The following is a 26,898-nucleotide window of genomic DNA, read 5'->3' on the forward strand; positions in this document are numbered from 1 at the left end:
GAATAGCTGTCTTCCGGGCGGACGCGACGTACGCGTCCTGGCCTCGGCCTTGGCCCCGAGTCCCTTACTCCCCACGAGGGGGCATGCAAGAGAAGGGGGGAAGTAAGCCGCTCGACTTATTAGTACTGGTTAGCTTAACGCGTTACCGCGCTTACACACCCAGCCTATCAACGTGGTAGTCTTCCACGAGTCTTCAGGGGCTTGCGCCCGGGATACCTGGTCTTGAGGTCGGTTTCCCGCTTAGATGCTTTCAGCGGTTATCCAATCGGCACATGGCTACCCAGCGATGCCTCTGGCGAGACAACTGGTACACCAGCGGTGCCTCCAACCCGGTCCTCTCGTACTAAGGTCAGAGCCTCTCAAGTATCCTACGCCCACAGCAGATAGGGACCAAACTGTCTCACGACGTTTTGAACCCAGCTCGCGTACCGCTTTAATTGGCGAACAGCCAAACCCTTGGGACCTGCTCCAGCCCCAGGATGCGATGAGCCGACATCGAGGTGCCAAACCTCCCCGTCGATGTGAACTCTTGGGGGAGATAAGCCTGTTATCCCCGGAGTACCTTTTATCCGTTGAGCGATGGCCCTTCCATTCAGGACCACCGGATCACTATGACCTGCTTTCGCACCTGCTCGACCTGTCGGTCTCGCAGTCAAGCTCCCTTATGCCATTGCACTCGACGCCCGGTTTCCAATCGGGCTGAGGGAACCATCGCGCGCCTCCGTTACTTTTTGGGAGGCGACCGCCCCAGTCAAACTACCCACCAGACAGTGTCCCAGTCCCGGCTGACGAGACATGGTTAGACACCAGAAATCAACAGGGTGGTATTTCACCGTTGCCTCCACCGAACCTAGCGGCCCGGCTTCAAAGGCTCCCACCTATCCTACACAGTCAATCCCTAGTGTCACTGTCAAGTTGTAGTAAAGGTTCACGGGGTCTTTCCGTCTTGCTGCGGGTAAACTGCATCGGCACAGCTATTTCAATTTCGCTGAGTCCCTCTCCGAGACAGTGCGGAAGTCGTTACTCCATTCGTGCAGGTCGGAACTTACCCGACAAGGAATTTCGCTACCTTAGGACCGTTATAGTTACGGCCGCCGTTTACTGGGGCTTCGGATCATCGCTTCGCCTTGCGGCTGACGAATCCCCTTAACCTTCCAGCACCGGGCAGGAGTCAGACCCTATACGTCGGCTTGTCGCCTTCGCAGAGTCCTGTGTTTTTGGTAAACAGTCGCTACCGCCATTTCTCTGCAACCTCTCTCGGCTTCGGCTGTACGCCTACACCTACCAGAGGCCCACCTTCTTCCGAAGTTACGGTGGAAATTTGCCTAGTTCCTTGGAGGAGAGTTCTCTCAAGCGCCTTAGGATTTTCTCCTCACCCACCTGTGTCGGTTTGCGGTACGGACACCCTGCAGACTCCCTGCGGGACTTTTCTTGGAAGCCGAGCATCAGCGACTTACCCCTTGCGGGGCGCCATGGGGTCTCGGGGATGACTGCCGCGCCTTTATTCGTACGCGACACCCCTACGCCTTTAGACTGACGCAACCACCGGTCAGCTCGCCTAGCTTTCTCCGTCCTCCCTCAGTTCAACGTCTGCAAGATGGCGCAGGAATATTAACCTGCTTGCCATCACCTACGCCTTTCGGCCTCGGCTTAGGACCCGGCTAACCCTGGGAAGATTAACTTGACCCAGGAAACCTTGGGTTTACGGCGAGGGGGTTTCTCACCCCCTTTATCGCTACTCATTTCGGCATCAGCACTCCCAGTCGCTCCAGCAGCCCTTTCGGTCTACCTTCGCTGCAACTGGGACGCTCCCCTACCGCCATGCATGCCAAACATGCATGACCCGAAGCTTCGGCACTAGTCTTGAGCCCCGTTACATTTTCGGCGCGGCCTGTCTTGACCAGTGAGCTATTACGCTTTCTTTAAAGGATGGCTGCTTCTAAGCCAACCTCCTGGTTGTCAATGACCTGCCACATCCTTTCTAGTGTTCACTTAGACTAGATTTGGGGGCCTTAGCTGTCGGTCTGGGTTATTCCCCTCTTGCCAATGGACGTTATCACCCACTGACTGCGTCCCGGGATAACAATTGCCGGCATTCGGAGTTTGATACGGTTTGGTAATCTGGTGAGACCCCTAGCCGTTTCAGTGCTCTACCTCCGGCATTGAATTACCCGAGCCGATACCTAAATATCTTTCGGGGAGAACCAGCTATCACGGAGTTTGATTGGCCTTTCACCCCTACACACAGCTCATCCCAGAAATTTTCAACTTTCATGAGTTCGGTCCTCCATGCGGTGTTACCCGCACTTCAACCTGGCCATGTGTAGATCACCCCGCTTCGGGTTATAATACACGCAACTTAGCGCCCTATTCGGACTCGCTTTCGCTCCGGCTCCACCTATCGGCTTAGCCTCGCTACGTATATTAAGTCGCCGAATCATGATGCAAAAGGTACGCTCTCGCACTGGCTTGCGCCGTAGTGCTCGAACTGCTTGTAGACATGCGGTTTCAGGTTCTTTTGACTCCCCTCACCGGGGTTCTTTTCACCTTTCCCTCGCGGTACTTGTTCACTATCGGTCGCCAAGGAGTATTTAGGCTTACCGGATGGTCCCGGCAGATTCAGACAGGATTGCACGTGTCCCGTCTTACTTGGGTAACCCGCTCAGCTCCAACTGGCTTTCGTGTACGCGACTATCACGCTCTTTGGTGCGTCTTTCCAGGACGCTTCCACTAGCCTGTCAGAGTCCTACCGCGGACCCGCTACCCCACCGCCATTTGCATGACGTTGGTTTGGCCTCTTCCCATTTCGCTCGCCACTACTTTGGGAATCACTCGTTGTTTTCTCTTCCTCAGGGTACTGAGATGTTTCACTTCCCCTGGTTTGCTCTGCAACCCTATGGATTCAGGTTGCAGTAACGCAGCTATTCGCCGCGCTGGGTTTCCCCATTCGGACATCTCCGGATCAACGTTTGGTTGGCAACTCCCCGAAGCTTTTCGCAGCCACCCACGTCCTTCATCGCCTCTTGGCACCTAGGCATCCACCGCACGCCCTTAGTAGCTTACTTGCCCTGATCTCTTGTCGTCACGCCCGCCTCCCGGCGGATTGTCGAAACTCGTGACCAAGGCCCAGACCCCTGCTCTTCGCAGCAGGCCCGGAAGACTTAATTACTTTGCTGTTCTCTTCACTGCTTCTTCTTGTGTGGGAGACTTCGCTTTTGCCCCACCCGGCTGCCTCGCGGCGCCTGGTGAGACTCATTTCGAAGTCGGCACTTCTGTTGAGAACTTCACTCAGCAGAAATTGCAACTTACCCTTCGTATGCACTTGTCAAAGAACGTCCCTGCGACTTCCAGGAAACTTGTGGAGCTGATCGGGTTCGAACCGACGACATCCAGCTTGCAAAGCTGGCGCTCTCCCAGCTGAGCTACAGCCCCGACTCTCGCGTCAGCACCAAGCACTCTTTGTCTTCCCTCCAGTGAGGGAGAAGAGTGGTGGGCCTAGGTGGACTTGAACCACCGACCTCGCGCTTATCAGGCGCGCGCTCTAGCCAGCTGAGCTATAGGCCCAGGGGGCTAAAGCATCGGCGAACCCTACAGCGTCCTTCATTCTCAAAGAGCCGAGCCGCCTTCGCTCGGTCCTTCAAAACCAAACAGCAAGCCCGAAGTTCATAATGGATTGTTTACCGGAAACATTGACCTAGTTAGACCTGACAGCCCGAAGGCTGCTGGTGTTGCCTACTCGCCCGAAGGCTGAGTCCAACACCCGGTCTCCTTAGAAAGGAGGTGATCCAGCCGCAGGTTCCCCTACGGCTACCTTGTTACGACTTCACCCCAGTTACCGAGCACTCCTTGGGCATCTCTTGGTGAGATGACTTCTGGAGCAATCGACTCCCATGGTGTGACGGGCGGTGTGTACAAGGCCCGGGAACGTATTCACCGCAGCGTGCTGATCTGCGATTACTAGCGATTCCGCCTTCATGGAGTCGAGTTGCAGACTCCAATCTGAACTGAGACCGGTTTTCTGCGATTAGCTCCCCCTCGCGGGTTTGCAGCGCTCTGTACCGGCCATTGTAGCACGTGTGTAGCCCTGGTCATAAAGGCCATGAGGACTTGACGTCATCCCCACCTTCCTCCGGTTTAACACCGGCAGTCCCTCTAGAGATCCACTTGCGTGGCAACTAAAGGCGAGGGTTGCGCTCGTTGCGGGACTTAACCCAACATCTCACGACACGAGCTGACGACAGCCATGCAGCACCTGTCTCTCGGTTCCCTTGCGGGCACTCCCTCATCTCTGAAGGATTCCGAGGATGTCAAGACCAGGTAAGGTTCTGCGCGTTGCGTCGAATTAAACCACATGCTCCACCGCTTGTGCGGGCCCCCGTCAATTCCTTTGAGTTTTAGTCTTGCGACCGTACTTCCCAGGCGGAGAACTTAATGCGTTAGCTACGGCACCGCGGAGGTCAACTCCCACGACACCTAGTTCTCATCGTTTACGGCGTGGACTACCAGGGTATCTAATCCTGTTTGCTACCCACGCTTTCGCGTCTCAGCGTCAGTTACCGTCCAGGTGGCCGCCTTCGCCACCGGTGTTCCTCCCCATATCTACGAATTTCACCTCTACTTGGGGAATTCCGCCACCCTCTCCGGCACTCAAGCTCTGCAGTTTCGGGCGCACTTCCTCAGTTGAGCTGAGGGCTTTCACACCCGACTTGCAAAGCCGCCTACACGCGCTTTACGCCCAATAATTCCGAACAACGCTTGCACCCTCTGTATTACCGCGGCTGCTGGCACAGAGTTAGCCGGTGCTTCTTCTCCCGGTACCGTCAAGCCGAAGGATGTTAGCCTTCGGGTTTTCGTCCCGGTCGAAAGTGCTTTACAATCCAAAGACCTTCATCACACACGCGGCGTTGCTGCGTCAGGCTTTCGCCCATTGCGCAAAATTCCCCACTGCTGCCTCCCGTAGGAGTCTGGACCGTGTCTCAGTTCCAGTGTGGCTGATCGTCCTCTCAGACCAGCTACCCGTCGTCGCCTTGGTGGGCCATTACCCCGCCAACTAGCTGATGGGCCGCGGACTCATCTGGTTGTGATAGCTTGTATACAGAGGCCACCTTTTCCCTCAGTCTCCGAAGAGACCGTGGGCTTATCCGGTATTAGCCAATCTTTCGACTGGTTATCCCAGGCATCCAGGCAGATTATCCACGTGTTACGCACCCGTGCGCCGCTCTACTAAGGGTTGCCCCTATTCGCGCTCGACTTGCATGTGTTAGGCACGCCGCCAGCGTTCGTTCTGAGCCAGGATCAAACTCTCCAATTGTTTTCTTGGTTTGCTTGAACCGGCGTTCCCCGAGACCCGGCTAAGGAGTCTCGGCTCGCTGATTCGTCGGCACTTCCCTCTCCGCTGCGCTTTTCAGCGCTGCCTCTCAAGGTGAAGATGCCCTCAAAAAATTGACTGCGGTTTCCGCAATCCATTACTGCTTGGGCTTGCTATTTGGTTTTCAAAGACCGAGCCGCTTGTTGCGGCTTTGTTGCTTGCCGGTTTCTTTGCAACCGGCGGGGTTGCAGCTTCTATTTCAGTTCGCAGTCAGCGTCAACTTCGCTTTTGCGTCCTGCGGGCTGCTTCGAACTTTCTCGGCGCCGTCCAGTGACTTCCGCCGATTTTTCGAAGGGGAGCGGCTTCTACTTCAGCGCCGTCTTCCCTGTCAACCGCTTGCTGTCAGCTTCCTTCACCGCCTGCCGTCCGGAGTGTTGCCTGCCGGACTGCTCTTTTCGGTGGGGCGCGGCTTCTATCTCTTCGCCGCGTTCGCTGTCAACTCGCTTGTTGACTGCCCTATTTCGTTGTCGGTGCTGCGCTCTCTCCGAAGTGCCTTCCGCGCCAGTGCGCGGGCTTCGAAGGGAGGGGCGCGGCTTCTACCTCTTCACCGCGTTCAGGATCAACAACCTTCATCGATCCTTTTCTTCCCCCGCTCACGGTCCGAGGCCCGGGGGCCAGCGGTTCGTTGCGCGGGGGTGCAGTGTCTAACGCTTCGGTTCGACGACGTCAAACCCTCGTTGCATGGGGGCTGATCATTCGTCCTCGAACGAAAAAGGGCCCGCAGGTCGGACGAGCAGCAGGCCGTGGGCCCGAGCGCCCCCATGCTCCACCTGTGACAAGGCCCCCGACCCTTTCATGGGTCGGAGGCCCTGGTGCTGCGGATGCCGCTTCAGCTCACGGCGTCGCAGGGTCGAACGTGGAGATGCTCCAGCCCATGCGCTCGTGGCCGAACTTGTTCCAGTCCGGGTTCTTGCCGTCGACGACCTGGCCGTCGGTGTAGGTCGGCGCCGCCGAGCCGGAGCCGGAGCCGGAGAAGATGTTCACGCTGATGGTGGAGCCCGTGTACGTCGGGTGCGTGTTGTCCGACTGGATGTAGTCGTAGCTGGTGCTGCTGTTCGCCAGGTGGCCGTTCGCGTCGCGCAGCGTGCCGCGCAGGGTGACGCTGATGCGCTGCACGTAGGCGTCCTCGGTCTCACCGGCGCGGTACGCGATGGCCGCGGAATCCACCTGGCCGTCGCCGTTGCGGTCGTAGTCCGACGCCATCATCTCCGCGAAGGCGTCCGCGCACTTGAAGCCGTACTTCGCCGCCAGGTTGCAGGCGCGCCAGTTGCTGCGCGCCAGCAGCGGTAGGAAGTACTGCTGCTTGTTCACCTTCTGGCCCGTCGTCGCGTCCGTGCAGGCCGTCAGCACGTTGTCCGCGTCATAGCCGGGGTAATAGATGTTCGAGATGACCTTCACCTTCGCGGTGGTCGCGTACTGGTTGATGGTCTGCATCGCACGTTCCATGTACGTGGTGCAGGTCGTCAGCGCGTTCTGCAGGCCGCTGTAGTTGCACGTGCCGGTCTGGTCCGTGAACGCGCTGCGCGCCTGCAGGTAGTCGTTGCCACACATCTCGAACATCACGACGCGCGTCCGGGCGTCCTGCATGTACGAGCGCTCGGAGACGATCTTGTTGTTGTAGATGTCGTCCGCCTTCGCACCGGACTTCGTGCGGCGGATGACCTCCACGTTCGTGCCCCACTTCTTCGCCGCGTACTCGCCCTCCACCACCGGGGCCGCGCGACGCGCGACGCTGCCGATGCCGCCGTTGTAGCCGGCGAAGATGGAGTCGCCGTAGGCCACCACCCGGTACGTCTGCGACGCCGAGCGGTTGATGGTCCACGACGTGTTCTGGTTGATGGTGCTGGCCATCGCGGTGCCACTGAGGGTGGTGGCGGCGAGGACGGCGGCGAGGGACAGCCCGCTGCGACGAACGGACATACCGGCTCCTGAAGAGGTAGGGGTTCCCGCCCCGGCAATGGGGAGAGGCCGCGCACGGTACACGGGTTTGACTCTGGAATCACTCCTCAGACCAGAATTAACCCCGCAAGATGTATTCCCTGTTGAACATGAATTCCGCCACGACGCGTCAGAACGGTGTGCCTTCCGCTGACGCGACGCTTCAGATTGACGCGTTGTTTCACGGCTACAGTGCGCGGCCATGAACCTCTCCCGGAGTGCTCGAGCGCTGGGGCAGTGGCTGCTGCTGGGCGCCATCGTGGGAGGCGTGTGCGGCGTGGCGTCCGCGGTGTTCCTGGCGCTGCTGGAGGCGGCCACGGAGTTCCGGCTGGCGCATGAGTCGCTGGTGTACGCGCTGCCCGTGGCGGGGCTCGTCCTGGGCGCGGTGTATGGCCGGTGGGGCGCGTCCATCCGGGGCGGCAACAACCTGGTGCTGGACACGGTGCATGCCGGGGACGCGGTGATTCCCCTGCGCATGGCGCCCATGGTGCTGCTGGGCACGGTGCTCACGCACCTGTTCGGCGGGAGCGCGGGGCGCGAGGGCACCGCGGTGCAGATGGGCGCGAGCCTGGCGGACCAGATTGCCTGGCGCTTCCGCGTGACGCCGGACACGCGGCGCGAGCTGCTGGCGGCGGGCATCGCGGGCGGCTTCGGTTCGGTGTTCGGCACGCCGCTGGCGGGCACGGTGTTCGGGCTGGAGGTCGTGTGCGTGGGCCGCCTGGGCTACGAGGCGCTCCTGCCCGCGCTCACCGCGGCCGTCGTGGGCGACCTGGTGACCCGGGGGCTGGGCATCCACCACACGGCGTATCCGTCGCCCGAGGTGCTGGCCCTGACGCTGCCCGTGCTGGGCCGGTGGCTGGTGTTCGCGGTGGGCATCGCGGGCGTGGCGGTGGCCTTCATCGAGGGCACGCATGGGCTGAAGCGGGTCCTGGAGCGCCGCGTGCCCTGGCTGCCCGTGCGCATGGCGCTGGGCGGCCTGGGTGTGGTGGGGCTCTGGAAGCTCGCGGGCACCAGTGACTACCTGGGCCTGGGCGTGCCCGGCATCCTGCGCGCGTTCGAGGACGCGTCGCTGCCGTGGGGTGCGTTCGCGTGGAAGCTCGTCTTCACGGTGGTGACGCTGGGCGCGGGGTTCCTGGGCGGCGAGGTGACGCCGCTGTTCTTCATTGGCTCGGCGCTGGGCAATGTCCTCGCGCGGCTCCTGGGGCTGCCGGTGGACCTGGGCGCGGCGGTGGGCATGGCGGCGCTGTTCGCCGCGGCGGCCAATACGCCGCTCGCGCTGTCGCTGATGGCGGTGGAGTTGGTGGGCGCTTCCGTGCTTCCCCACGTGGCCATCGTCGCCACGGTGGCGTACCTGCTCACCGGACACCGGGGCATCTATCCGTCCCAGCGCATCGCTCGGAGGAAGCTGGGTGGGCCGCTGCTGGACCGCGTGGTGGCGCTGCGCGACCTGCACGTGGCGCCTCCGAAGCCACCCGCGCCTCCGGCGTCCCCGGGGGACGCATAGGCGTTCCGGGCAGACGCGGGTCCTGAGGCTCGCGCGGGTCCACCGGGCCGGTGGGACGGGGAATGGTCCTTGCTTTGGGGCCTCTCCCGCCGCATGCCCCGGGAGGGCCAATGCCAATGGACTTCGACGTCTGCGTCGTCGGGCAGGGACCGAGCGCGACGTTCTACCTGCACACGTACAACGCCCGGCCGGACCTGCGGGACCACGTCGTCTGGACCAGCCTGAACCCGTGGATGACCCATCCGGTGGAGTCCGAGCGCTTCGGCCGTGGGCGCGATTACTCGCTGGGTCAGAGCGCGTGGATCAACAGCGTGAAGAACCAGCGCGTGCACTCCACCGCGCTGATGCGGCGCGAGGACTTCTACGCCGAGCAGAGTGAGATCCTCTCCCAGGCGCGCACCCAGCGCGGGCTCACCTTCCTCGTGGGATGGGTCCGGAAGCTGGAGGCGCTGCCCACCGGGGGCTACCAGGTGTCGGGCGTCGTCGCCAGACGGGAGGGTGGAACGGAGGAGCGCACCCTGCGGGTGAACAAGGTCCTCCTCATGATGGGCAACGGCGCCGAGCGCGTCCCCACGGCGGAGGACGGCATCCACATCTGGCCCCGGCCGGAGAACAACCCGCGGGTGTTCTCGCTCGATGCGTACATGCGGATGGTGCCGTATGGGTTTGGCCCCAACCATGAGTCGCTGGAGGGCAAGACGGTCGTCGTCCATGGAGGCAACGCCGCCATCGATGCGGTGCAGCAGTCCTTCAACTACGGGATGAACGTGGTGTGGCTCACCCGTGGCGGAGCGCAGGTGCTTCCGGACACGCCGCTGACGCTCGTGGACCTGCTGGCGAGCGGTGGGCGGCTGGGAGACGCCAACTACTACTACACGGACGTGACGGGCATCATCGTGATGAACAAGGGCGGGCGGCTGGGGGTTCGCGTCAACTCCGTGAAGCAGCCCGCCGAGGGCGCGTTCCCGGCACAGAACAACATGGCCTTCGACGCGGACTTCTACGTGTACGCGCTGGGACAGGATGCGCGCGTGGGCCCCACCGGCGTGCAGAAGCTGCTCGCGGACAGCGGGCTCGTCAGCACGCCCATCCAGGACACGGACTTCGAGCCCATCGCCGACCGCAACTTCGTGCTCTACCAGCCCCGGTCTCCCACGGAGCGCTATGACGGCATCCTCGGCCTGCGCAAGCGCAACCCCGCGGGCGGCTACGTCGACATCCTGGGCGCGGCGTCCATCGCGGCGCTGCCGACGACGAGCAGGTACATCCGGCGGCTGAAGTACGGCGTCTACCACCAGGTGGGCGCGGTCCTGGACGTGCGCCAGATTGGCGGCATCCGCGCCGTGATGAAGGCGTACAACGCGCACGTGGAGATGTACTCGGACGCGAGAGGCAGGAAGACGGACCTGCACCTCAACTACTTCGCGGCCATGCCGGACGACATCGCCGCGTTCCTGGCGGCGCGGTACGACATGACGCCCACGTTCGCCAACATGATCACCGACTTCCTGCTGTGGGTGCGCGTCCAGCCCGGCAACACCAATGGCTTCCAGTCCTCCATGGTGAGCCGGATTGAACAGGCGCTCGAGCGCAGCGAGGCCATCTCGCTGGAGTTCGAGACCGCCGCGAAGCGCATCCAGAAGGAATGGGAGACGGTGTTCGGCGTGACGTGGCCGTCCGAGTCCCAGCGCCACCAGAGCATGACGGACCGCGTGTTCGGCCGGCCGGCCCGGCCCGCCCCGCGCCCCCGGGTGAGCGGGGGCAGCCAGACGTGCCGGATCGAGTCCCTGAGCAAGGGCGGGGGCTTCAAGGACTTCTGAAGCCCCGCGCCCGTGACGGGCTACTTGCAGGTGAACGACCAGCGGCAGGTGCCGGATGCGCACTCGCGATCGCTGGAGCACGCCGCGCCCCGGCTCCGCTTGTTGATGCACTTGCCGGAGTTGAGGCCCCACCCGCAGAACTGGTTCGCGCCGCAGTGCGAGTCGCTGTCGCACAGGCAGCTGCCGGTGGGGTTCACGTAGCAGTCCGCGCTGCAGCGGTCGGTGGTGCACTCGCGGTCCGACTTGCACGTCTGACCGTAGGCCTTGGAGCGCGGCGTGTAGCACCAGCCCACCGCGTCGAAGCAGCCTCCGCATGCGCCGGAGAGGCACTGGCCGTCGCGGCTGCACGACGTGCCGTCCGTCTTGCGGTCCACGCAGTCGTTGTCGCTGGGATTGCCCGGGGTGTCCTTCTGGCAGTAGCGGGACGCGCCGCAGTCCCCGTCGTCGTTGCACACGCAGCGGCCGTCGAAGGTGGCGCAGAGCACGGAGGTGCACTGCTCGCTCTGGCACTCGTCGTCGAAGCGGCAGTGCTGGTTCAGCGTCTTGGAGTCCGGCGCGTAGGCCTTGCCGCACACGGTGGGGTAGGCCTTCTCACGCTCGTCCGGCGGCACCCACGGCGCGATGCCGTTCGTATCGATGTCCAATGCGGGGTCCGCCATGCTTCCGTTGCGCGCGGTGCTCGCGGTGCGCTCCCACATGCGGATGAACACCTCCGCCGAGCGGTCCAGCGGCGTGGTGTCCGCGCCCAGGTTGCGCACGTCCTGGAGCAGGTCGGGCAGCAGGCCCACGTGCGCGAGCCCCTGTTCGTCGAACGGCGTGCCCAGGCGGCCCGGGGCTTCGAGGTCCTGCTGGTGGGCCTGCGCGTCCGCCTCCGCCTGGAAGCCCGCGGAGCATGCGCCGTTGGGACCAAAGCGCGGCCGCGTCTGCTGGATGAAGCCGTTGAAGTCCGCGCCGAAGGCCATGGGGACCTTGAGGCCCTGACGGCCGAACTCGTAGGCCTGGGCGAAGGAGCGGCTGGAGCCCTGGCAGTCATTGGCGATGTTCGCGGGCGTGTACGTGCGCGTCTCGTCGTGCGCGGTGCGCAGGCCGAACATGCCGCCCGTGCGGCGCAGCAGCTGCACCACCCAGGCGGGGGTGGTCTTCTCGTTCCCGGCGAGCTTGCCGTTCATCACCTCGCGGAAGTGGCCGTGGCTGATGAAGAGCGGGTAGTAGCGGTTCGCCTGGGAGACGGCGTAGGCGTCGCGCACGCCCTTCTCCGACAGGTGGGCCAGGTCGATGAGCATGCCCTTGTCCATCATCGCCTGGAGCAGTTGCTGGCCGTCCGCGGTGAGCCCCTTCACGTTGCGGCACTGAGCGTCCACGTCGAAGCCGAGCGTGAAGCCGCCGACGGTGAGGCCGCAGTCCGTGTCGATGTGGCAGTTCTCCAGGAACTGCGCGGCCTGGAAGATGGCGTTGTGCGGGGCCGCTCCGCCGAAGCGGTTGTCCAGCTGGTGCACGGGCTGGAGCGTGCGCACGCCCAGCGTGTGGAAGCGGTTGAGCTCCGCCCGCCAGTCCTTCGCGCCGAAGAGCTTGCTGGTCTCGATGGAGAGGACCATGGCGAGCCTACCCTGCGAGATGATCCGCCGCGCGTCCGCGGGCGACAGGGCGATCTCCACCCAGTCATTGGCCGCGTCGAAGGCGTGGGCCATCTGGAGCTGGACCTCCACGTCCATCATCTCGTCGCAGGCGCGCTTGCGGTTCTGCGGGGGCAGCGCTTCGCAGAGGAAGCCGTTGCTCACGGCGGACACCACCACCAGCGACATGCCTCCGTCGTGCGCCTGCTTGAGCCACCCGCCCCAGGACTGCTGGTGGGCGATGGTGTCCCAGCGGGGCCACTCCGTGCCGGGCTGACGGCGGCCCATGTGCAGGCCGGTGTCCCCTTCCGTGCCCTCAATCTTCCCGATGAACTCCGAGCCCACCGCGCCCGCGACGCCAAAGAGCTGCGACAGGACGGGCACGCCGCTCAGGTCCACGCCTCCGGAGTTGGGACACAAGTTGAGCAGGCCGCTCAGGTCCATGCGCACGCGGGCGTGGTCACTCTCCGGCCAGCCGCCGTCACAGGTGTCGAGCGTGCCGTTGACGCCGCCGTGGAACCAGCCGCCGCCGAAGGCCTCCTCGGCGAACATGTGGTGGTGCAGCTCCGCGAAGCCGGGCACGTCCACGCCCTGCTTCTGGGTGGCGGGCCGCGGTGGAGGCTCCAGGTCTTCCGTGGGGGCACAGGACAGCGAGGCCGCCAGCGTCAGGGCCAGGGGACTCCAGCGGAACCATGGGAGGGGATGGGACACGAACGCTCCGGGATGAGGGGGAGCGTTCACATGCTTCAGCTCGGACACCGCGTGCAAGACGCGGCGTCCCAGAGTGTGTTCAAGGCACGGTTTGAGCCGTCAGAGCCCTTCGCCTCAGCTCCGGGGTGGCCACCTGGAACTCCGTGGGCAGCATTCGCAGGATGCGTTCCCGGCGGTAGCGGGCGGTGGTCAGGCGCTGCTCCAGGGCGGCCTTCTCCGCTCGGGTGGCCTTGTCTGGGTTCGTGGTGCGCTGGGTCAGGGTGGCCAACCTCCTGGAGACCTCTTCGATCTCACGGTCGATGAGCACCGGTTGGATGTTCCGTTTGGCCTTGGCCTTGCGGCCCTGGGCGTTGTTCTCAATCCAGACCGGCAGGATGGAGACGTCCGCCAGCGACACCGGGGCTCCGGGCTCCGCCCGGGTCACTCCGACTCTGAGGAGCAGGCTGTCCCTCTTGTCTCCGTCCTTCCCCAGTTGCCCCTTCACGTGCCGGTAGAAACGCGCCTGGTTCGCCACGAGGTTGCCCAGCGAGTACGCGATGAACCCCCGGCGGCCGGACTTCGTCGTGTAGGCCTCCAGCGGCTGGAGCACGTGCGGATGGTGACCGATGACCGCGAAGGCTCCGGCCTCCAGGAAGGACTGCCCCAGTGCTCGGTCCATGGGGTTCGGCGCTTCCGTGTACTCACGTCCCCAGTGCCCCATCACGAACAGCGCGTCACACTTCGTTGCCGCGGCTCGCACTTTCTCCAGCGCCTCCTCCGGCTTCAGGCCTCTTCGTGAGGCGTGCTCCGGATAGGGCAGCAGCGCCACGTGCGGCGCGTCCGCTTCCTTCGGGTTGCTGAAGCCGTTCAGGCTCCTCGTGAAGGACAGGAAGCCCAGCTTCACGCCCCGCACCTCCATGAACACCGGCTCCCAGGCCGCGTCCCTCGTGGTTCCTGTTCCCGTGTGGCGCAGTCCCGCCGCGTCCAGGTGGCCCAGCGTCTCCACCAGGCCTTCCACGTGCTGATCCCTTGCGTGGTTGTTGCCCGTGGACACCACCTTCACTCCGGCGCTGACCAGGGACTGCACCATCGCCGGGGGCGCGTTGAAGACCAGCTCCTTCGTGAAGGCCTTGGCGTTGGCCGTGACCGGCGTCTCCAGGTTCACCACGCCCACGTCCGCCGTGCGCAACACGTCCGACAGCGGCCCGAAGACGTGGTCCCAGCCTTCGTGGTTTCCGCTTCGCGCGTGCGCCTTCGCCACCGACTTCACCTCGCCGTGTGGAATCACGTCTCCGCCAAAGACGAGCTCCACGCGCGCCGGCGCGGCCATCCCCACGAACGGGATGAACAGCAGCAGGGCCCCCCACCCTCGCATCACTCCGGCTCCCGGACCCCGATGAACACTTCGCGATTCCACGGGTCCCGCCGTGTCGTCGCGGGGATGCCGGCCTCGCGCATCCACTCGAGCCAGTCGTCACGGCGGAACAGGCCGAAGCGGTGGCGCTCCTGCGACATGCTCACCGTTCCGTCCGCTTCCCTCAGCAGGTACGCGAACGCCGTCTCGAACGTCTCGTCGTCCGGATCCGGATCCCACGTCCACATGAGGTAGCGCATGCCGCGCCCGTCCGGGGCGTCGTGGCCTCCGGACTCGGTGAGGGGCTCGAAGGTCTCCCGCACGCAGTCCGGCAGGAGCACCACGCTGCCTCCCGTGCGGCAATGCGCGGCGGCCGTGCGGACCGTGGCCCGGGCCGCGTCCCGGTCCACCGCGTACATGATGGCGTCGTGGACCATCACCCGGTCGAACGTGCGCCCCAGCCGCAGGGACGTCATGTCCCCCACGCGGTGCTCGCACTCCGGATTCACGGCGCGGCTCACCGCGACCATCTCCGGCGAGCGGTCCGTCAGCGTCAGCGTGAAGTGCTTCTTCAGGTGGAAGGCCAGGCTTCCACCACCCGACCCCAGCTCCAGCAGCGTGCGCGCGGGGCCCTCCTCCGGACGCAGCATGGGGAGCAGGTCCTCCGCCTCCTCGACGTACTCCTCCGGTGGCGAGAACAGCGGCCACCAGGAGGCGAGGTCTGTGTAGAGCTGGGGCTCCTCCACGGGGGGCGGAATCACGGTGCGCAACGACGCCATGCTGGGGCTTCCTCGGAGGAGACGGTCCACCGTTCTACCGCCCGGACAACCCGTGCGTCCATGAGGCCTAACGGACCTGGATGGCGTCCGCGACCACGTAGGTCCCCGCCGTCACCCAGCGGCTCAGCTGCACCTTGTTCCAGCCCGCCGGGAAGCTCCACGTGCCCAGCGTGTTCCACCGGGCGCCGTTGAGCGTCTGGTTCACCTTCACGTTCGCCAACTGCGTGCCGGATGCGTTCGTGACGATGAAGGGCGCGGCCGTGGAGCGGTCGCTCGCGGCCGTCCACCACGCGTCCACCGTCTTCGTGCCCGCCGCGGAGAGGTAGAACCAGAACGTCGCCGGCTCCGACACCGCCGCGCCCGGAGACACGAGGTAGCTGGTGCCGTAGTAGCCCGCCACGTTCGTGGAGGACGCCCAGCTCGTGCCCGTCAGCTGGATGTAGCCCTTGGTCTGGTCGTTGTTCGCGTTGTTGCTGTCGATGACCAGCCCCGTCGTCGAGCCGCCGCCGGACGTCCACAGGTACGTCACGTCCACCCAGTCGTTGTTCGACATGCCCAGGTCCAGCCAGAACGTCCCGTCCGCGATGTCGATGCCCGCGGGGTTCGACGGCCGGCGGCCGAACTGGTCCAACCCGCCGTTGAAGTTGTCCTGGTACGCCGCCTGCGCCTCCGGCTTGCCCTGCGGCAGCGTCTTCCACATCTCGCGCACGCTGGACGGGTTCCAGTAGTCGTCCTTCGTGTTCCACGGGCCCACGTCCCAGACGGACGTCGTCGCGCACTTCGCCGTCTTCGAATAGCAGACGCGCACCTGGTACTCGCTGCCCCCGTTCGACGCGAGCCCTCGGCGCGACGGCAGCGCCACGAAGCGGTCGTTGCTCTTGATGACGTGGCCGTTCGCCGTCGTGCCGCCCACCAGGCCCTCACGGGTGGCGTAGACGCGGTAGGTCAGCGGCGCGAGCGTCTGGAGGGCTTCCTCCGTGCCGGTGCCTTCACGCCAGGCCTCCAGCTCCACGCCCTGCACCGCCGGGCCGCGGCCACGCTCGTCCGCGATGAGCGCCAGGCGCACCTGCACCTCCGTGCCCGAGCGCGGCAGGCGCACGGCTTCGTCTCCCGTGGCGGTGCGCCACTCGCTCCAGGCGCCTCCGGGGACGCGGACTCGCACGTCCACTTCGACGCCCTGCCCCAGGCCCACCGCTGCCTGGACGCGCGGACGGAAGGTGTCCACGGGCTGGCCGAGCGTGTGTGATGGGAACTCGAAGAGGCCTGTGAGCCGGCTCAGGCCTTCCGGACGGCGCATCACGGCGTTGGGTTCGTAGCGCAGCCCTTCACGCGTGCCCACGAGCTCCGACGTGCCCGTTCCGGTGGAAAGGTTCTCCGTCCAGCGTTGCGCTTCGGGTTCCGCCGCCTCCACGCCCTCCGCGAAGACCGCGCCCAACATCACCGCCATCAGGGTGGACCGCCACGACGCGCGCATGCCTGGACTCCCGGGAAAAGGACAAAAACGTTTAGACCGTTCAACGTTTAAATCCGTCTTTCCCGGTTCTCAAGAGCCAAGGCGTGAAACCGCGTTGGCTCAATGCATCACGTCGCGTTGATGACGGAGCGGATCCACGGCGTGTACGTGGCCACGTTGGTGAACACGGAGAACGTGTCGCACTGGCTGGAGCCGAAGCCGCTCGTAATCCCATACAGCGTGCCGTTGAAGGCCAGGGGTCCGCCGTCGTCCTTGGTGCAGACGTTCGCGGTGGCTCGCGGCGCCGTGCACAGCTCAGCGCCGCTGACGTAGTCGCTGCCCACCAGGTCCCGGCAGGTGGCCGCGGAGGTGACGCTCAGGCTCACGCGCTTGAGGCCATCCGAGGTGGGGCCGGTCTGCGTGCGGCCCCAGCCGCTCGCCGTGTACGTGGCGCCCACGGGCGCGGGCGCGTCCGGCAGCGTCAGCGGCTGGATGGCCTGGGACAGGTTGAAGGGCTGCGCGAGCTGGAGCAGCGCCACGTCGTGGACCGATCCGCTGTAGGACGGGTGCATCACCTTGCGCGATACCGCGCGGTATTGCTCGTCCGCCTCCACCGAGCCCAGCCGCAGGTCCCCCGCGTAGATGCGCATGGACGCGGCCGTGACGCCCTGGACGCAGTGGGCCGCGGTCACCACCCAGCCAGCGCGGATGAGCGTGCCTCCGCAGGTGAACGCGCCCGAGACATGGAGGCGCACCTGATGGGGCAGCTCGTACCGGGCGGCGAGGCTCCCTCCGGTGATGTCCTGCTCCTGGGTGGCGAGCAGCGGGTCCCCACCGCAGGCGAGGAGCCCCAGGGTCATCAGCGCTGATGCGAGACGTGGTGTCTTCATGCGGTGAGACATGAAGGATTCACGTCTCACCGTCAATCTTGCAAAACGAGATTAATCAGCCAGCCTACTTCGTACCGAAGAGGCGGTCTCCGGCGTCGCCCAGGCCGGGGAGGATGTAGCCGTGGGAGTCCAGCTTGTCGTCGATGGCGGCGGTGAAGACGCGCACGTCGGGGTGATGTTCGCGCAGGTTCATCAGGCCCTCCGGACACGCGAGCAGACACACGAAGCGCAGCGAGCCCGGGCGGCTTCGCTTCACGCGCTGGAGCGCCGCCACCGCGGAGTTGCCCGTCGCGAGCATGGGGTCGCAGACGATGACGTCGCGGTCCTCCAGGTTCGCGGGCACGCGGTAGTAGTACTCCACCGCGCCCAGTGACTCCGGGTCGCGGTACAGGCCGATGTGGCCCACGCGCGCGGAGGGGACGAGCTGGAGCAGGCCGTCCAGGATGCCCTGCCCCGCTCTCAGGATGGGCACCAGCACCAGCTTCTTGCCGTCCAGCGCCCAGCCGGTGGTGCGCGCCATGGGCGTCTCAATCTCCTCCTCGCGCAGCTTCAGGTCGCGCAGCGCCTCGTACCCGAGCAGGAGGGAGATCTCCTCCAGCAGCGCCCGGAAGGCCGCCGTGCTCGTGTCCGTCCTGCGCATCACCGTCAGCTTGTGCTTCACCAGCGGGTGATCCACCACCGTGCAGTTCGGGAAGTCCATGCGTCCTCCTTGATTGGATTTTCAGAACACCGTGCCGTCACTGCGGATGCGGATGGGCGGCACGCCACCGGGGCGCAGCTCCGCCGCCACCCGGCGCCCCGCCGTCCACGTCCCGCCCTGGAGCACCTTCGCCAGCGGCAGCTCCTCCGGGGTCAATTCCAGACGCCCGCGCACCAGCGCGGCCACGCGGTCCAGCAGCGCCACCGTCAGCGCGCGCCACTCCACGATGGGCGCGTCGCCCGGGGCATACACCTCCATCGTCAGGCGGGGGTCCTGCGGCACCAGCACGCCCAGGTCCACGAAGAGGCCGCCGTTGCGGTACTCCGGCAGGCCGGTGAGCGCGTCCAGCTCCGTCACCGTCACGCCCGCTTCCGCCAATGGCTCCACCAGCGAGTACGCCAGCCACTGGGACAACTTGTGGAAGGGCACCAGCGCGTCCGCGCTGCCCGGCGGGCCCAGGGCCGGATGCGGCCACACGTCCCCCAGGTTGACGCCGTCCACCGTGGTGCGCCCTGGCCAGATGGGGCCCAGCACGTCCAGCACCGTGCCCAGCACCTCCGTGGCCCGCACGCTGCGGCGGTGCGCGGCCAGCATGTCGAACATGGAGCCCGGCCGGGGCAGCACGCGCGACAGGCCCTGCAAGAGGTGCAGCCGGCCCTCCACGCCCAGCAGCGGATTGGCCTCCGACACCTGGAAGCCGCGCTCCAGTTGCTCGCGCGTCATCCGGCTCAGCGCCTCCGCGTCCGCGCGCAGCGGCCGGTCCGGGTCCGACGAGAAGCCGCCCGCCATGAACATGCGCAGCGACGCGACGGCCAGTCCCTCCGAGCGCACGTACGAGGCGCCCCCGGGCTCCTGGTAGCGCCACGTGGGGCCGCTGCCCGCGTCCAGCAGCACGCTCACCACGCCCAGGTCCACCTTGGCGCGCGCGCGCTCCTCGGGCGGCAGCGAGGCCAGCCGCGCCTCCAGCTGCGCGAGCCGGGGCACCCCTCCCGCGTCGAAGTGCCGCCAGCGGCTGTGCACCGGGATGTCCAGCCGGGGGTACGCCTCGTGCGTCACCGCCAGCACCCGGTCCACCACCGTGGGCAGCCGCGAGGGCTCCACCCGGAAGTACTCCAGCCGTCCGGCGAGCCCCAGGTCCAGCACCTGGTGACAGCGCTCGCGGATGGCCGCCGGGCTGCGCAGCCAGGCCACCGTGGGGGACACCTCCTGCACCCGGATCGCGTCAAGCATCGAGGTCCCTCCCCTTCACCTGCGCCAGCGCTCCCGCGTCCGCCACCGGGCCGCGCGTGAAGTAGCCCGCCGCCTTCTTCGCCTCCATCTCCACCTTCGCGTCCGCGGGAATCAGCCCGTCCGGGATGGGCACCCGTTCGAGAATCTCGATACCCGAGCGCACGATGGCGTCGTGCTTCATGTCGCTCATGGAGATGAAGCGGTGGATGCGCGTGATGCCCAGCCAGTGCAGCACGTCCGGCATCAGCTCCTGGAAGCGCATGTCCTGCACGCCCGCCACGCACTCCGTGCGGTGGAAGTACGTGGCCGCGGAGTCGCCGCCCTCCTGGCGCTTGCGCGCGTTGTAGACGAGGAACTTGGTCACCTCGCCCAGCGCGCGGCCCTCCTTGCGGTGGTAGACGATGAGCCCCACGCCGCCCTGCTGCGCCGTGCGCACGCCCTCCTCGATGCCGTGGACGAGGTAGGGCCGGCAGGTGCAGATGTCGCTGCCGAAGACGTCCGAGCCGTTGCACTCGTCATGCACCCGCGCCGCCAGCGGCACGTCCCGGTCCGCCAGCGAGGCGATGTTGCCAAACACATACAGCGTCAGCCCGCCGATGGGCGGCAGGAAGACGTGCAGGTCCGGGCGGGTGATGAGCTCCGGGTACATGCCGCCGGTGTGCTCGAAGAGGCCGCGGCGCAGCGCGCCCTCCGTGAGGCCGAAGCGCTCGGCGATGCCGGGCAGGTACCAGACGGGCTCCACCGCGGCCTTCACGACCTTCACGTCCCCGTTGGCCGCCACCAGGTCGCCGTCCGCCTTGAGGCGCCCGGCGGCGATGGCCTCGCGCACCTCCGGCATGTTGATGTGGGCGCGGGTGACGGCGATGGTGGGCCGGTAGTCCACGCCCTGCTCGGCGTAGGCGCGGAACACCTGCGACGCCACCGCGCCCCATGGGTCCAACGACACGATGCGCTTGGGGTCGCTCCACGACGGGTACGGGCCCACCTGCGCCGCGGGCGAGGTGTTGGTCAGGTCCGCCTTGTGGTCCTGCGGCAGCTTGCCCGCGGACACCGCCAGCGCGCGGTAGATGGAGTACGCGCCCGAGTGCGTGCCGATGACGTTGCGGTTCGCGGCGTCGGAGAGCGTGGCCACCACCGGGCCCCGGCGCAGCGGCTCCCCTTCGCCCCAGCGCAGGGGGACTCCGGGCGTCTGGCCATCGGGATGGGAGGTGAGGCGAATGTGATTGACCGGCTTCTTGTCAGCCATGGGTGCACCCTCCTTGGGGGGCGCGAAGAAAGGACAGACGTCTGGGAATGGGGCGAAGCGCCTGCGTCAGCTCATCCACGAGCCGTCGGTGCGAGCGGACCACTTGCGCGTCACCTTCTTGAGCTGGCTCCAGAAGTCGAGGCTCGACGGTCCGGTGACGTCCCCGTGGCCGAACTTCGACTCGCCCGTGCCGCCGAAGGAGAACGGTTCGCGAGGTACCGGCACGCCGACGTTCACGCCCACCATGCCGGCCCTGGCGCCCTCCACCACCGTCTGCGCCACCGCGCCGTTGGTGGTGAAGATGGACGCCGCGTTGCCATAGGGCGACGCGTTCTCCACCGCGAGCGCCGCCGACAGCGTGGGCACCCGCACGATGGACAGGACCGGGCCGAACAGCTCCCGCCGCGCGGCCTCCATCTCCGGCCGCACGCCGTCCAGCACCGTGGGCCCCAGCCAGTGGCCGTTCGCGTACGCCTCGCCCGAGGGCCGCTTGCCGCGCCCGTCCAACAGCACGCGCGCGCCGTCCGCCTGGGCCTTGGCGATGGCCGTCTCCAGCCGGTCCACCGCGCCCCGGTCGATGAGCGCGCCCATGCCCGGACCGACCTCCAGCCGCGAGGCACGCCGGACGATTTCATCCACCAGCGGCTGTACGTCCCCCACCGCGAGCATCACGCTGGCCGCCATGCAGCGCTGGCCCGCGCAGCCGGTGAACGAGTCCACCACCGCCTGCGGCGTGAGGTCCGGATCCGCGTCCGGCACGACGATGAGGTGGTTCTTCGCGCCGCCCAGCGCCAGCACGCGCTTGCCGTGGCGGCTGCCCTCCACGTAGACGTGCCGCGCGACGGGAGACGAACCGACGAAGGCCAGGGCCTTCACGTCCGGGTGCTCCAGCAGCGCGTCCACCGCGGGCTTCGCGCCGTGCACGACGGAGAAGACGCCGGGCGGATAGCCCGCCTCCACCATCAGCTCTCCCAGCGCGGTCGCGGTGAGCGGCACCTTCTCCGACGGCTTGAGGATGAAGGCGTTGCCCACCGTGACGGCGATGGGGAAGAGCCACAGGGGCACCATCGCGGGGAAGTTGAACGGGGTGATGCCGGCGACGACGCCCAGGGGCTCGCGGCGGTATTCACAGGTGACACCGCGGCTCACCTCCAGGTGCGCGCCGCTGTCGAGGTTCTGGAGCGACAGGGCGAAATCACAGACCTCCAGCCCCTTGAGCAATCCCGCACGGCCCTCCGCCACCGTCTTGCCGGATTCACTGGCGGCCAGGTGCGCGAGCCTTTCCAGCTGTGACTCCAGCAGCGTGCGGAAGCGTTGCAGGAATTGGGTGCGCTCTCGCAGCGGGGTGACTCGCCAGCCCTGCGCGGCGGCCTTGGCGGCTTCCACCGCCTGGGCGACACCGGAGGCGGCCGTCAGCGGCACGCGGCCGATGAGCGCTCCTGTGTAGGGACTGCGGACCTCCTGCGCGGACGCTCCAGCCGGAGAGACCCACTCTCCGCCCACGAGGTTGCGACAAGAGACAACGCTCTCGGGAAACCGAACAAAGGACACGCGCACCCCCCCGGTGTTGCGTGACAAATGGGCGGCAAGGATAGACGCAAACCCAGAAGCCAGGGCAAGGCGGGGGGCGTCACCGTGTCATTGCTTGATCGGAAGCGATGGATCTCCCCATGTTGCTGTGTCGCAAACCCGACCGATGCACACGGCAGGGATTGCCACGCCCGGGTGCGCGAACGTGCGCGCCGCGCTTCGTCAGGCCTGGGAGAGCATCCGCTGGTGCCGCTCCGACAGCGCGGCGGGGTCGGTGACGGCGCGCAGCTCCGCGATGGCGGTGGCGTCCTCGGTGTCCGGGTTGAGGCCCAGGGAGATGGCCTCCAGGTACAGCTCCAGCGACAGCAGGAAGCGTGAGTCGGCGGTGAGGGGGTCGCCCTGCTCGCGCATCAGCTCGCCGTCCTCACGCACCAGCTTCGCGAGCATGCGCGTGCGCGCGGCGGTGCCGAGCAGGCGCGAGGTGGACTCGGCGTCCGCGAGGACGAGTGCGCCGTACTCCATGCCCAGCACGGTGAGGGCGGTGTCGCGGAGGTGGTTGCGCGCGTCCGCGTACCGCTTCTCCTTCCGGGCCTTGAGGATGCTGGCGATGGCGGCGGCGAACTGCTCGACAGCTCGCTCGATGAAGTCCTTGCGGAGGGACATGGGCCCTGGAGGGTAAGCCCGGACCGGGGCGTCCGCACCTTTCCCACCGTGACGGCACGCCCCTGACACACGAAACCCAGGGGGTTTCGCGCGTTTTCACTGTCTGGTGAGACGACGAGAAAGCGGCGGACCGCACCGCCGGTGTCCGCGTCCCCGCCGGATCCGACGACCAGCCGGGTGGCCCCGCTCCGTATCCATTTCAAGCGCGGATCCACCGGAGCCCGGGGTGATTCGCGCACCCCCCGCCGTCATTCATCTGGAGAGTCATCGTGGGAGCGCCATTCGCTCGCGCACAGCTGCGTCCGTTGTCCGAGGCACCGGTCCTGGAATGGGCGATCCGGTGGGACCTCACAAATCCCGAGCGCATCCGCTGCATCCTCGCCACCGCCGCCGCGCTGGGTTCGCCCGCGCTGCTGCGGCGGGGAGACACGGCGTCGCCGCTGCGGCTGGAGACGCTGGAGCCCGACAGCGGAAGCCTGCACTGGTCCGGGCTGACGGTGGATCCCGGCGCGGATGCGTGGGAGGTGGAGGTGTTCGGTCACGGCTGCGTCTACCGGATGCTCCTGTCCGGCGAGGCGGTGGAGCCGGGGACCTGGGTGACGCCGCTGCCGCGTCAGGTGCTTCAGCTGCGCCGCCGGGCCCACCGGCGTGCTCCCGCGCCGCTGGACCTGCGCGTGCGTTTGCCGCTGCCGGGCTGGCTGGGCCGGGAGCGCGGGGCCGTGGACGTGTCCGCGAGCGGGCTGTCGCTGCGGCTGGGCACGGGAGAGCGCCTCGCACCGGGCCGGGTGCTCCAGCCCATCGAGCTGCGCACGGAGGGAGGCGAGGCCGTGTCGCTGCGCGGGGAGGTGCGCCATGTGACGGGCCGCGCCGACGGTGAGCTCCAGTGCGGGTTCCAGGTGACGCCCCTGACCGCCGAGGACGCGGAGCGCTGGCGGGCGCTGGTGGACCGGGTGCTCCATCCGACGACGCGCACCGATGGGACCCGGGTGGAGGAGCAGTGGCGGCTGTTCAGCGACTCCGGCTACTTCAACCTCGCGGGCCGGTCCGCGGAGGACTTCGAGGCGCGACGGCGGAGCTTCGTGGAGCTGGGCCGACAGGCCGGCTCCATGGGCTCGGTCCTCACCGAGGTGGTGTGGCCTTCCGAGCGCGGCGTGGAGGCGACGCTCTCCGCGATGAAGCCGTACCGCTCCGTGTGGATGGTGCACCAACTGGCGCGGCGCCAGGACGCCACGCGGTTCGAGCGGCTCCGGGGCCAGATGCTGCGCGACGTGTACGTGCGCTGCGTGGAGCACGCGCAGCGGGACCCCGGGTTCCGCTGGCTCGCGGCGTACATCGAGTCGACCGTGCCCTTCACGTACCGCGCGCACGTCGGCTTCGCCGACCGCATGGCGGCGACGGGACGGACGCTGCTGCTGCCCATGCGAATGATTGACGTCGAGTGCGGCCATGCCCCGGCCTCGCCCGTCACCGGACTGGAGCTGGGGCCCGCGACGGACGCGGAGCGGCGGCTGCTGGTGGAGCGGATCGCCCTCACCCGCCCCGCCTGCTACGCCGAGGCGCTGGACCTGCGCCTGGAGACGCTGGACCTGCGGGACGCGACGCGGTCCTGGCAGGCCGTGGGCCTGGAGCGCGAGCGGCACCTGCTGGTCGCTCGCGAGGGCGAGAAGCCGGTGGCGGTGGCCGTGCTGGAGGCGGGACCTCCCGGCACCAATCCCTTCGGGCTGCTGGACTCCGTGCGGCTGTTCGCGCTGTCACCCCGGGCACGGCAGGCCTACCCGGCGCTGATGGACGGCGCGCGCCACTGGTTCGCGCACCGGGGCCGCGACGGCTTCACCTTCCTGGCCGAAGAGGCCGGCGACGTGGAGGCCGCGGGCCTGCACGACCCCGCTCCCGACATGAAGCCCTTCCTGTGGCTCATCCCCGCGGACCTGGCTTCCGAATTCCTCGAGCACATCCACGAGCAGACGGCACCCCGTCCGCACTCACACCCCCAGAAGGAACTGTCATGACCCTCATCCAGACGCACTACCTGCCGCACACGAAGGAAACCCGCGCCCGCCTGGAGACGGATGCCGTCGTGCGCACGCTCCTGTCGCCGGACATCTCGCCGGACCTGATGGCGCGCTTCCTCATCGAGTGGTCCGCCCGGGGCGCGTACATGACCGAGCCCGTGGATGGGTGGATCCGCGGCGCCGGTGAGCGCTGCATCGCGCTGGGACAGGAGAAGGTGGGCCGGCAGCTCATCACCCACGCGAAGCACGAGGCTGGGCACCACCTGATGACCATTCAAGACGCGCGCGTGCTGACCGTGCGGTGGAACGAAAGCCACGCCCAGAAGCTGGACGCGGACGCGCTGGTGGCCCAGGCGCCCACGGCCGCCATGCGTGAGTACCGGCAGGTGCACGACGAGGCCATCACCGGCGACCTTCCGCTGGGCCAGGCGGCCATCGAGTACGAGGTGGGCTACCTGGCGGTGGTGCTGGTGCCGCGCATCCTGGCGAACGTGCGCGCGGTGCTGGGACAGGGGACGCTGGACTCCCTCACCTTCCTGCGCGAGCACGCGGAGGTGGACGTGGGCCACACCGCGCTCAACGAGCGGATGATGGAGGGGCTCCTGAGCACCCACCCCGAGGAGGGCCGGCGGCTGGCGGCGTTCGGCGCGCGCGGGCTGGACTGCTACCTGCGCTTCCTGGACGACTGCCTGGAGGCGGCGCGCCGGAGCCTGTCCGGCGTCACCGCGGCGGCGGCCTGAGGCGACTCACGGGGCCGCGTGGCCCCGTGACTGCCAATACGCGCGCTGCGCCGGTACGGAGACGAGCTCCCGCTCCGGATAGCGCAGCGCGGTCAGCTTCCCTCCGAACACGCAGCCCGTGTCCAGACAGACGGTGTTGTTGACCCACTCGGCCTCCGGCACGGAGGTGTGGCCGTACACGACCGTCGCGGGGCCCTGGTACTGCTGCGCCCAGTCGGCTCGGATGGGCAGACCGAAGGCGTCCGCTTCGCCGGTGGTCTCTCCGTAAAGGGCGAAGTCGCGCACCTCGGGGGTGTCCCGGCCGTGCATGGGCTCCTTCAGGCCCGCGTGGGCCACCACCAGGTGGCCGTCGTCCAGGACGTAGTGCGGGGAGCGGGCCTCGATGAAGTCGGCGACCGCCAGGGAGAACCCGGGCGGCTCACGCTCCAGTTGCTCCAGCGTCATCGCGAGGCCGCGCCCTACGCGCACGTCCTTGCCACGCAGCTTCTTGAGCAACTTGATTTCATGATTGCCCGGCACGCACAGCGCCGTGCCCGCCTCCACCATCCCCATCACCAGCCGCAGCACGTCCGTCACGCCGGGCCCGCGGTCCACCAGGTCGCCCAGGAAGACGACCTTGCGTCCGCCGGGCACGCTCACGTCGAAGCCGGGCGCTCCGTCCGCGCGCGGCGCGACCGAGTAGCCCAGGGACGTGAGCAGGGCATTCAGCTCGTCGAAGCACCCGTGGATGTCTCCGATGATGTCGAAGGGCCCGTGCTCGTCCTGGCGGTGGCTGGGGAGCGGGCGGTGCTCGAACGCCACCGCGTCCGCCGTGTCCGGCGTGAGCACGTGCACGTGCCGGATGCCTTCCTTCGTCAGCCCCTTCAGCGCGTTCTGGAGCTGCTGCACCTGATTGCGCAGGGCTCGGGGGCTGGGGTGAGACCCGGTGCGCGCGCGGTTGCGCTCCAGACAGAGCGCTTCCGGCGTGTCCAGCGCCACCGCGACCAGGGCGACGTGGTGCTCACGCGCCAGGGTCACGTAGTGACGGCGGGACTCGGAGCTCAGGGGCACGCCGTCGATGACGGTGAGCGTGCCCTGCTTGAGCCTTCGTGACACCTCGTCGTGCAGCTTCGTTTCGTCGCCCATGCCGGGCAGCACGTCCTCTGGGAGGAAGTGCGCGTTCGCGAGGGTGGACTTGCCGGAGCCAGACGGACCGATGAGCAGCACGAGCGACTGCTCGGGAATGGGAATCTTCATGATGGGACCACCGGGATGGGGGTCGGCGTGCCGACCGGCGCCCCTTCCGGGGCAGGACGCACGCCATGACTCCGGCGCGCGATCCCCTCCGGTGCCCGGGTCTTCTCGCGAGCCTTCGCGGACCCTCCGGCG

General features: G+C 67.0%; 16 protein-coding genes, 2 tRNA genes and 2 rRNA genes. 4 read left to right on the plus strand and 16 right to left on the minus strand.

What is annotated here, in order from left to right:
* Positions 1-98: 98 nt before the first annotated feature.
* The 5 genes from JYK02_RS21325 to JYK02_RS21345 all read right to left on the minus strand — a co-directional run bounded on the left by JYK02_RS21325 (position 99) and on the right by JYK02_RS21345 (position 7,288).
* Positions 99-3,065 (minus strand): 23S ribosomal RNA (locus JYK02_RS21325).
* Between the two features lie 294 nt (positions 3,066-3,359).
* A tRNA-Ala gene (locus JYK02_RS21330) sits at positions 3,360-3,432 on the minus strand.
* 55 nt (positions 3,433-3,487) lie between these two features.
* Positions 3,488-3,564, minus strand: a tRNA-Ile gene (locus tag JYK02_RS21335).
* Between the two features lie 209 nt (positions 3,565-3,773).
* Positions 3,774-5,311: ribosomal RNA gene (locus JYK02_RS21340) — 16S ribosomal RNA — on the minus strand.
* The 16S and 23S rRNA genes sit together here with 2 tRNA genes alongside, the layout of an rRNA operon.
* Before the next feature lie 891 nt (positions 5,312-6,202).
* Positions 6,203-7,288, minus strand: coding sequence for an SGNH/GDSL hydrolase family protein (locus JYK02_RS21345; protein ID WP_207053590.1), 1,086 nt, complete (start codon positions 7,286-7,288; stop codon positions 6,203-6,205).
* Between the two features lie 220 nt (positions 7,289-7,508).
* Here JYK02_RS21345 and JYK02_RS21350 point away from each other — a divergent pair, with 220 nt between their 5' ends.
* Together JYK02_RS21350 and JYK02_RS21355 are read left to right on the plus strand one after the other, a co-directional pair.
* The gene (locus tag JYK02_RS21350; protein ID WP_207053592.1) at positions 7,509-8,810 is read left to right on the plus strand and encodes a chloride channel protein; all 1,302 of its coding nucleotides are present in this window, start codon (positions 7,509-7,511) and stop codon (positions 8,808-8,810) included.
* Positions 8,811-8,920: 110 nt separating this feature from the next.
* Positions 8,921-10,630, plus strand: coding sequence for a hypothetical protein (locus JYK02_RS21355; RefSeq protein ID WP_207053594.1), 1,710 nt, complete (start codon positions 8,921-8,923; stop codon positions 10,628-10,630).
* A gap of 20 nt (positions 10,631-10,650) precedes the next feature.
* On the opposite strand, the gene JYK02_RS21360 is transcribed toward JYK02_RS21355, so the two are convergent.
* The 10 genes from JYK02_RS21360 to JYK02_RS21405 all read right to left on the minus strand — a co-directional run bounded on the left by JYK02_RS21360 (position 10,651) and on the right by JYK02_RS21405 (position 22,778).
* Positions 10,651-12,954 carry a membrane dipeptidase gene (locus JYK02_RS21360; RefSeq protein WP_207053596.1) on the minus strand — a complete coding sequence of 768 codons (2,304 nt, stop codon included), beginning with the start codon at positions 12,952-12,954 and terminating at the stop codon, positions 10,651-10,653.
* Positions 12,955-13,033: 79 nt separating this feature from the next.
* Complete coding sequence (locus tag JYK02_RS21365) at positions 13,034-14,308, minus strand: CapA family protein (protein ID WP_207053598.1); 1,275 nt, start codon at positions 14,306-14,308, stop codon at positions 13,034-13,036.
* Positions 14,308-15,066 carry a class I SAM-dependent methyltransferase gene (locus JYK02_RS21370; RefSeq protein WP_207053600.1) on the minus strand — a complete coding sequence of 253 codons (759 nt, stop codon included), beginning with the start codon at positions 15,064-15,066 and terminating at the stop codon, positions 14,308-14,310. The genes JYK02_RS21365 and JYK02_RS21370 overlap by 1 nt, the downstream gene beginning before the upstream one ends.
* A gap of 67 nt (positions 15,067-15,133) precedes the next feature.
* Entirely contained in the window at positions 15,134-16,540 is a 1,407-nt protein-coding gene (locus JYK02_RS21375) for a hypothetical protein (RefSeq protein ID WP_207053601.1), read from the minus strand.
* A gap of 107 nt (positions 16,541-16,647) precedes the next feature.
* The gene (locus tag JYK02_RS21380; RefSeq protein WP_207053603.1) at positions 16,648-17,409 is read right to left on the minus strand and encodes a serine protease; all 762 of its coding nucleotides are present in this window, start codon (positions 17,407-17,409) and stop codon (positions 16,648-16,650) included.
* 64 nt (positions 17,410-17,473) lie between these two features.
* Positions 17,474-18,109, minus strand: coding sequence for a uracil phosphoribosyltransferase (gene upp, locus JYK02_RS21385; protein ID WP_207053605.1), 636 nt, complete (start codon positions 18,107-18,109; stop codon positions 17,474-17,476).
* Positions 18,110-18,130: 21 nt separating this feature from the next.
* A complete protein-coding gene (locus tag JYK02_RS21390) occupies positions 18,131-19,339 on the minus strand; it encodes a URC4/urg3 family protein (RefSeq protein ID WP_207053606.1) in 1,209 nt (402 codons plus the stop codon).
* Positions 19,332-20,585 carry a GTP cyclohydrolase II gene (locus JYK02_RS21395; RefSeq protein ID WP_207053608.1) on the minus strand — a complete coding sequence of 418 codons (1,254 nt, stop codon included), beginning with the start codon at positions 20,583-20,585 and terminating at the stop codon, positions 19,332-19,334. Before JYK02_RS21395 ends, JYK02_RS21390 begins: the two co-directional genes overlap by 8 nt.
* Positions 20,586-20,651: 66 nt before the next feature.
* Positions 20,652-22,136: a CoA-acylating methylmalonate-semialdehyde dehydrogenase gene (mmsA, locus tag JYK02_RS21400; RefSeq protein WP_207053610.1), complete on the minus strand. Its 1,485-nt coding sequence runs from the start codon at positions 22,134-22,136 to the stop codon at positions 20,652-20,654.
* Between the two features lie 201 nt (positions 22,137-22,337).
* The gene (locus JYK02_RS21405; protein ID WP_207053612.1) at positions 22,338-22,778 is read right to left on the minus strand and encodes a hypothetical protein; all 441 of its coding nucleotides are present in this window, start codon (positions 22,776-22,778) and stop codon (positions 22,338-22,340) included.
* A 269-nt stretch (positions 22,779-23,047) separates the two neighbouring features.
* Between JYK02_RS21405 and JYK02_RS21410 the strand changes: the two genes are divergently transcribed.
* Both JYK02_RS21410 and JYK02_RS21415 read left to right on the plus strand, forming a co-directional pair.
* On the plus strand, positions 23,048-24,787 hold the full coding sequence (locus JYK02_RS21410; RefSeq protein WP_207053614.1) for a PilZ domain-containing protein: 1,740 nt from the start codon (positions 23,048-23,050) through the stop codon (positions 24,785-24,787).
* A complete protein-coding gene (locus JYK02_RS21415) occupies positions 24,784-25,530 on the plus strand; it encodes a hypothetical protein (RefSeq protein WP_207053616.1) in 747 nt (248 codons plus the stop codon). The genes JYK02_RS21410 and JYK02_RS21415 overlap by 4 nt, the downstream gene beginning before the upstream one ends.
* Before the next feature lie 6 nt (positions 25,531-25,536).
* Here the strand turns inward: JYK02_RS21415 and JYK02_RS21420 are convergent, their stop codons facing one another.
* Entirely contained in the window at positions 25,537-26,766 is a 1,230-nt protein-coding gene (locus JYK02_RS21420) for an AAA family ATPase (protein ID WP_207053617.1), read from the minus strand.
* Positions 26,767-26,898 lie beyond the last annotated feature (132 nt).

The organism is Corallococcus macrosporus (genome assembly GCF_017302985.1).
Lineage (GTDB): Bacteria > Myxococcota > Myxococcia > Myxococcales > Myxococcaceae > Corallococcus > Corallococcus macrosporus_A.

What these genes read in the sequence shown, in the direction of transcription:
- JYK02_RS21345 (WP_207053590.1), bottom strand. Translation starts at nt 7,288, where the DNA reads ATGTCCGTTCGTCGCAGCGGGCTGTCCCTCGCCGCCGTCCTCGCCGCC.
- JYK02_RS21350 (WP_207053592.1), top strand. Translation starts at nt 7,509, where the DNA reads ATGAACCTCTCCCGGAGTGCTCGAGCGCTGGGGCAGTGGCTGCTGCTG.
- JYK02_RS21355 (WP_207053594.1), top strand. Translation starts at nt 8,921, where the DNA reads ATGCCAATGGACTTCGACGTCTGCGTCGTCGGGCAGGGACCGAGCGCG.
- JYK02_RS21365 (WP_207053598.1), bottom strand. Translation starts at nt 14,308, where the DNA reads ATGCGAGGGTGGGGGGCCCTGCTGCTGTTCATCCCGTTCGTGGGGATG.
- JYK02_RS21370 (WP_207053600.1), bottom strand. Translation starts at nt 15,066, where the DNA reads ATGGCGTCGTTGCGCACCGTGATTCCGCCCCCCGTGGAGGAGCCCCAG.
- JYK02_RS21375 (WP_207053601.1), bottom strand. Translation starts at nt 16,540, where the DNA reads ATGCGCGCGTCGTGGCGGTCCACCCTGATGGCGGTGATGTTGGGCGCG.
- JYK02_RS21380 (WP_207053603.1), bottom strand. Translation starts at nt 17,409, where the DNA reads ATGAAGACACCACGTCTCGCATCAGCGCTGATGACCCTGGGGCTCCTC.
- upp (WP_207053605.1), bottom strand. Translation starts at nt 18,109, where the DNA reads ATGGACTTCCCGAACTGCACGGTGGTGGATCACCCGCTGGTGAAGCAC.
- JYK02_RS21390 (WP_207053606.1), bottom strand. Translation starts at nt 19,339, where the DNA reads ATGCTTGACGCGATCCGGGTGCAGGAGGTGTCCCCCACGGTGGCCTGG.
- JYK02_RS21395 (WP_207053608.1), bottom strand. Translation starts at nt 20,585, where the DNA reads ATGGCTGACAAGAAGCCGGTCAATCACATTCGCCTCACCTCCCATCCC.
- JYK02_RS21405 (WP_207053612.1), bottom strand. Translation starts at nt 22,778, where the DNA reads ATGTCCCTCCGCAAGGACTTCATCGAGCGAGCTGTCGAGCAGTTCGCC.
- JYK02_RS21415 (WP_207053616.1), top strand. Translation starts at nt 24,784, where the DNA reads ATGACCCTCATCCAGACGCACTACCTGCCGCACACGAAGGAAACCCGC.
- JYK02_RS21420 (WP_207053617.1), bottom strand. Translation starts at nt 26,766, where the DNA reads ATGAAGATTCCCATTCCCGAGCAGTCGCTCGTGCTGCTCATCGGTCCG.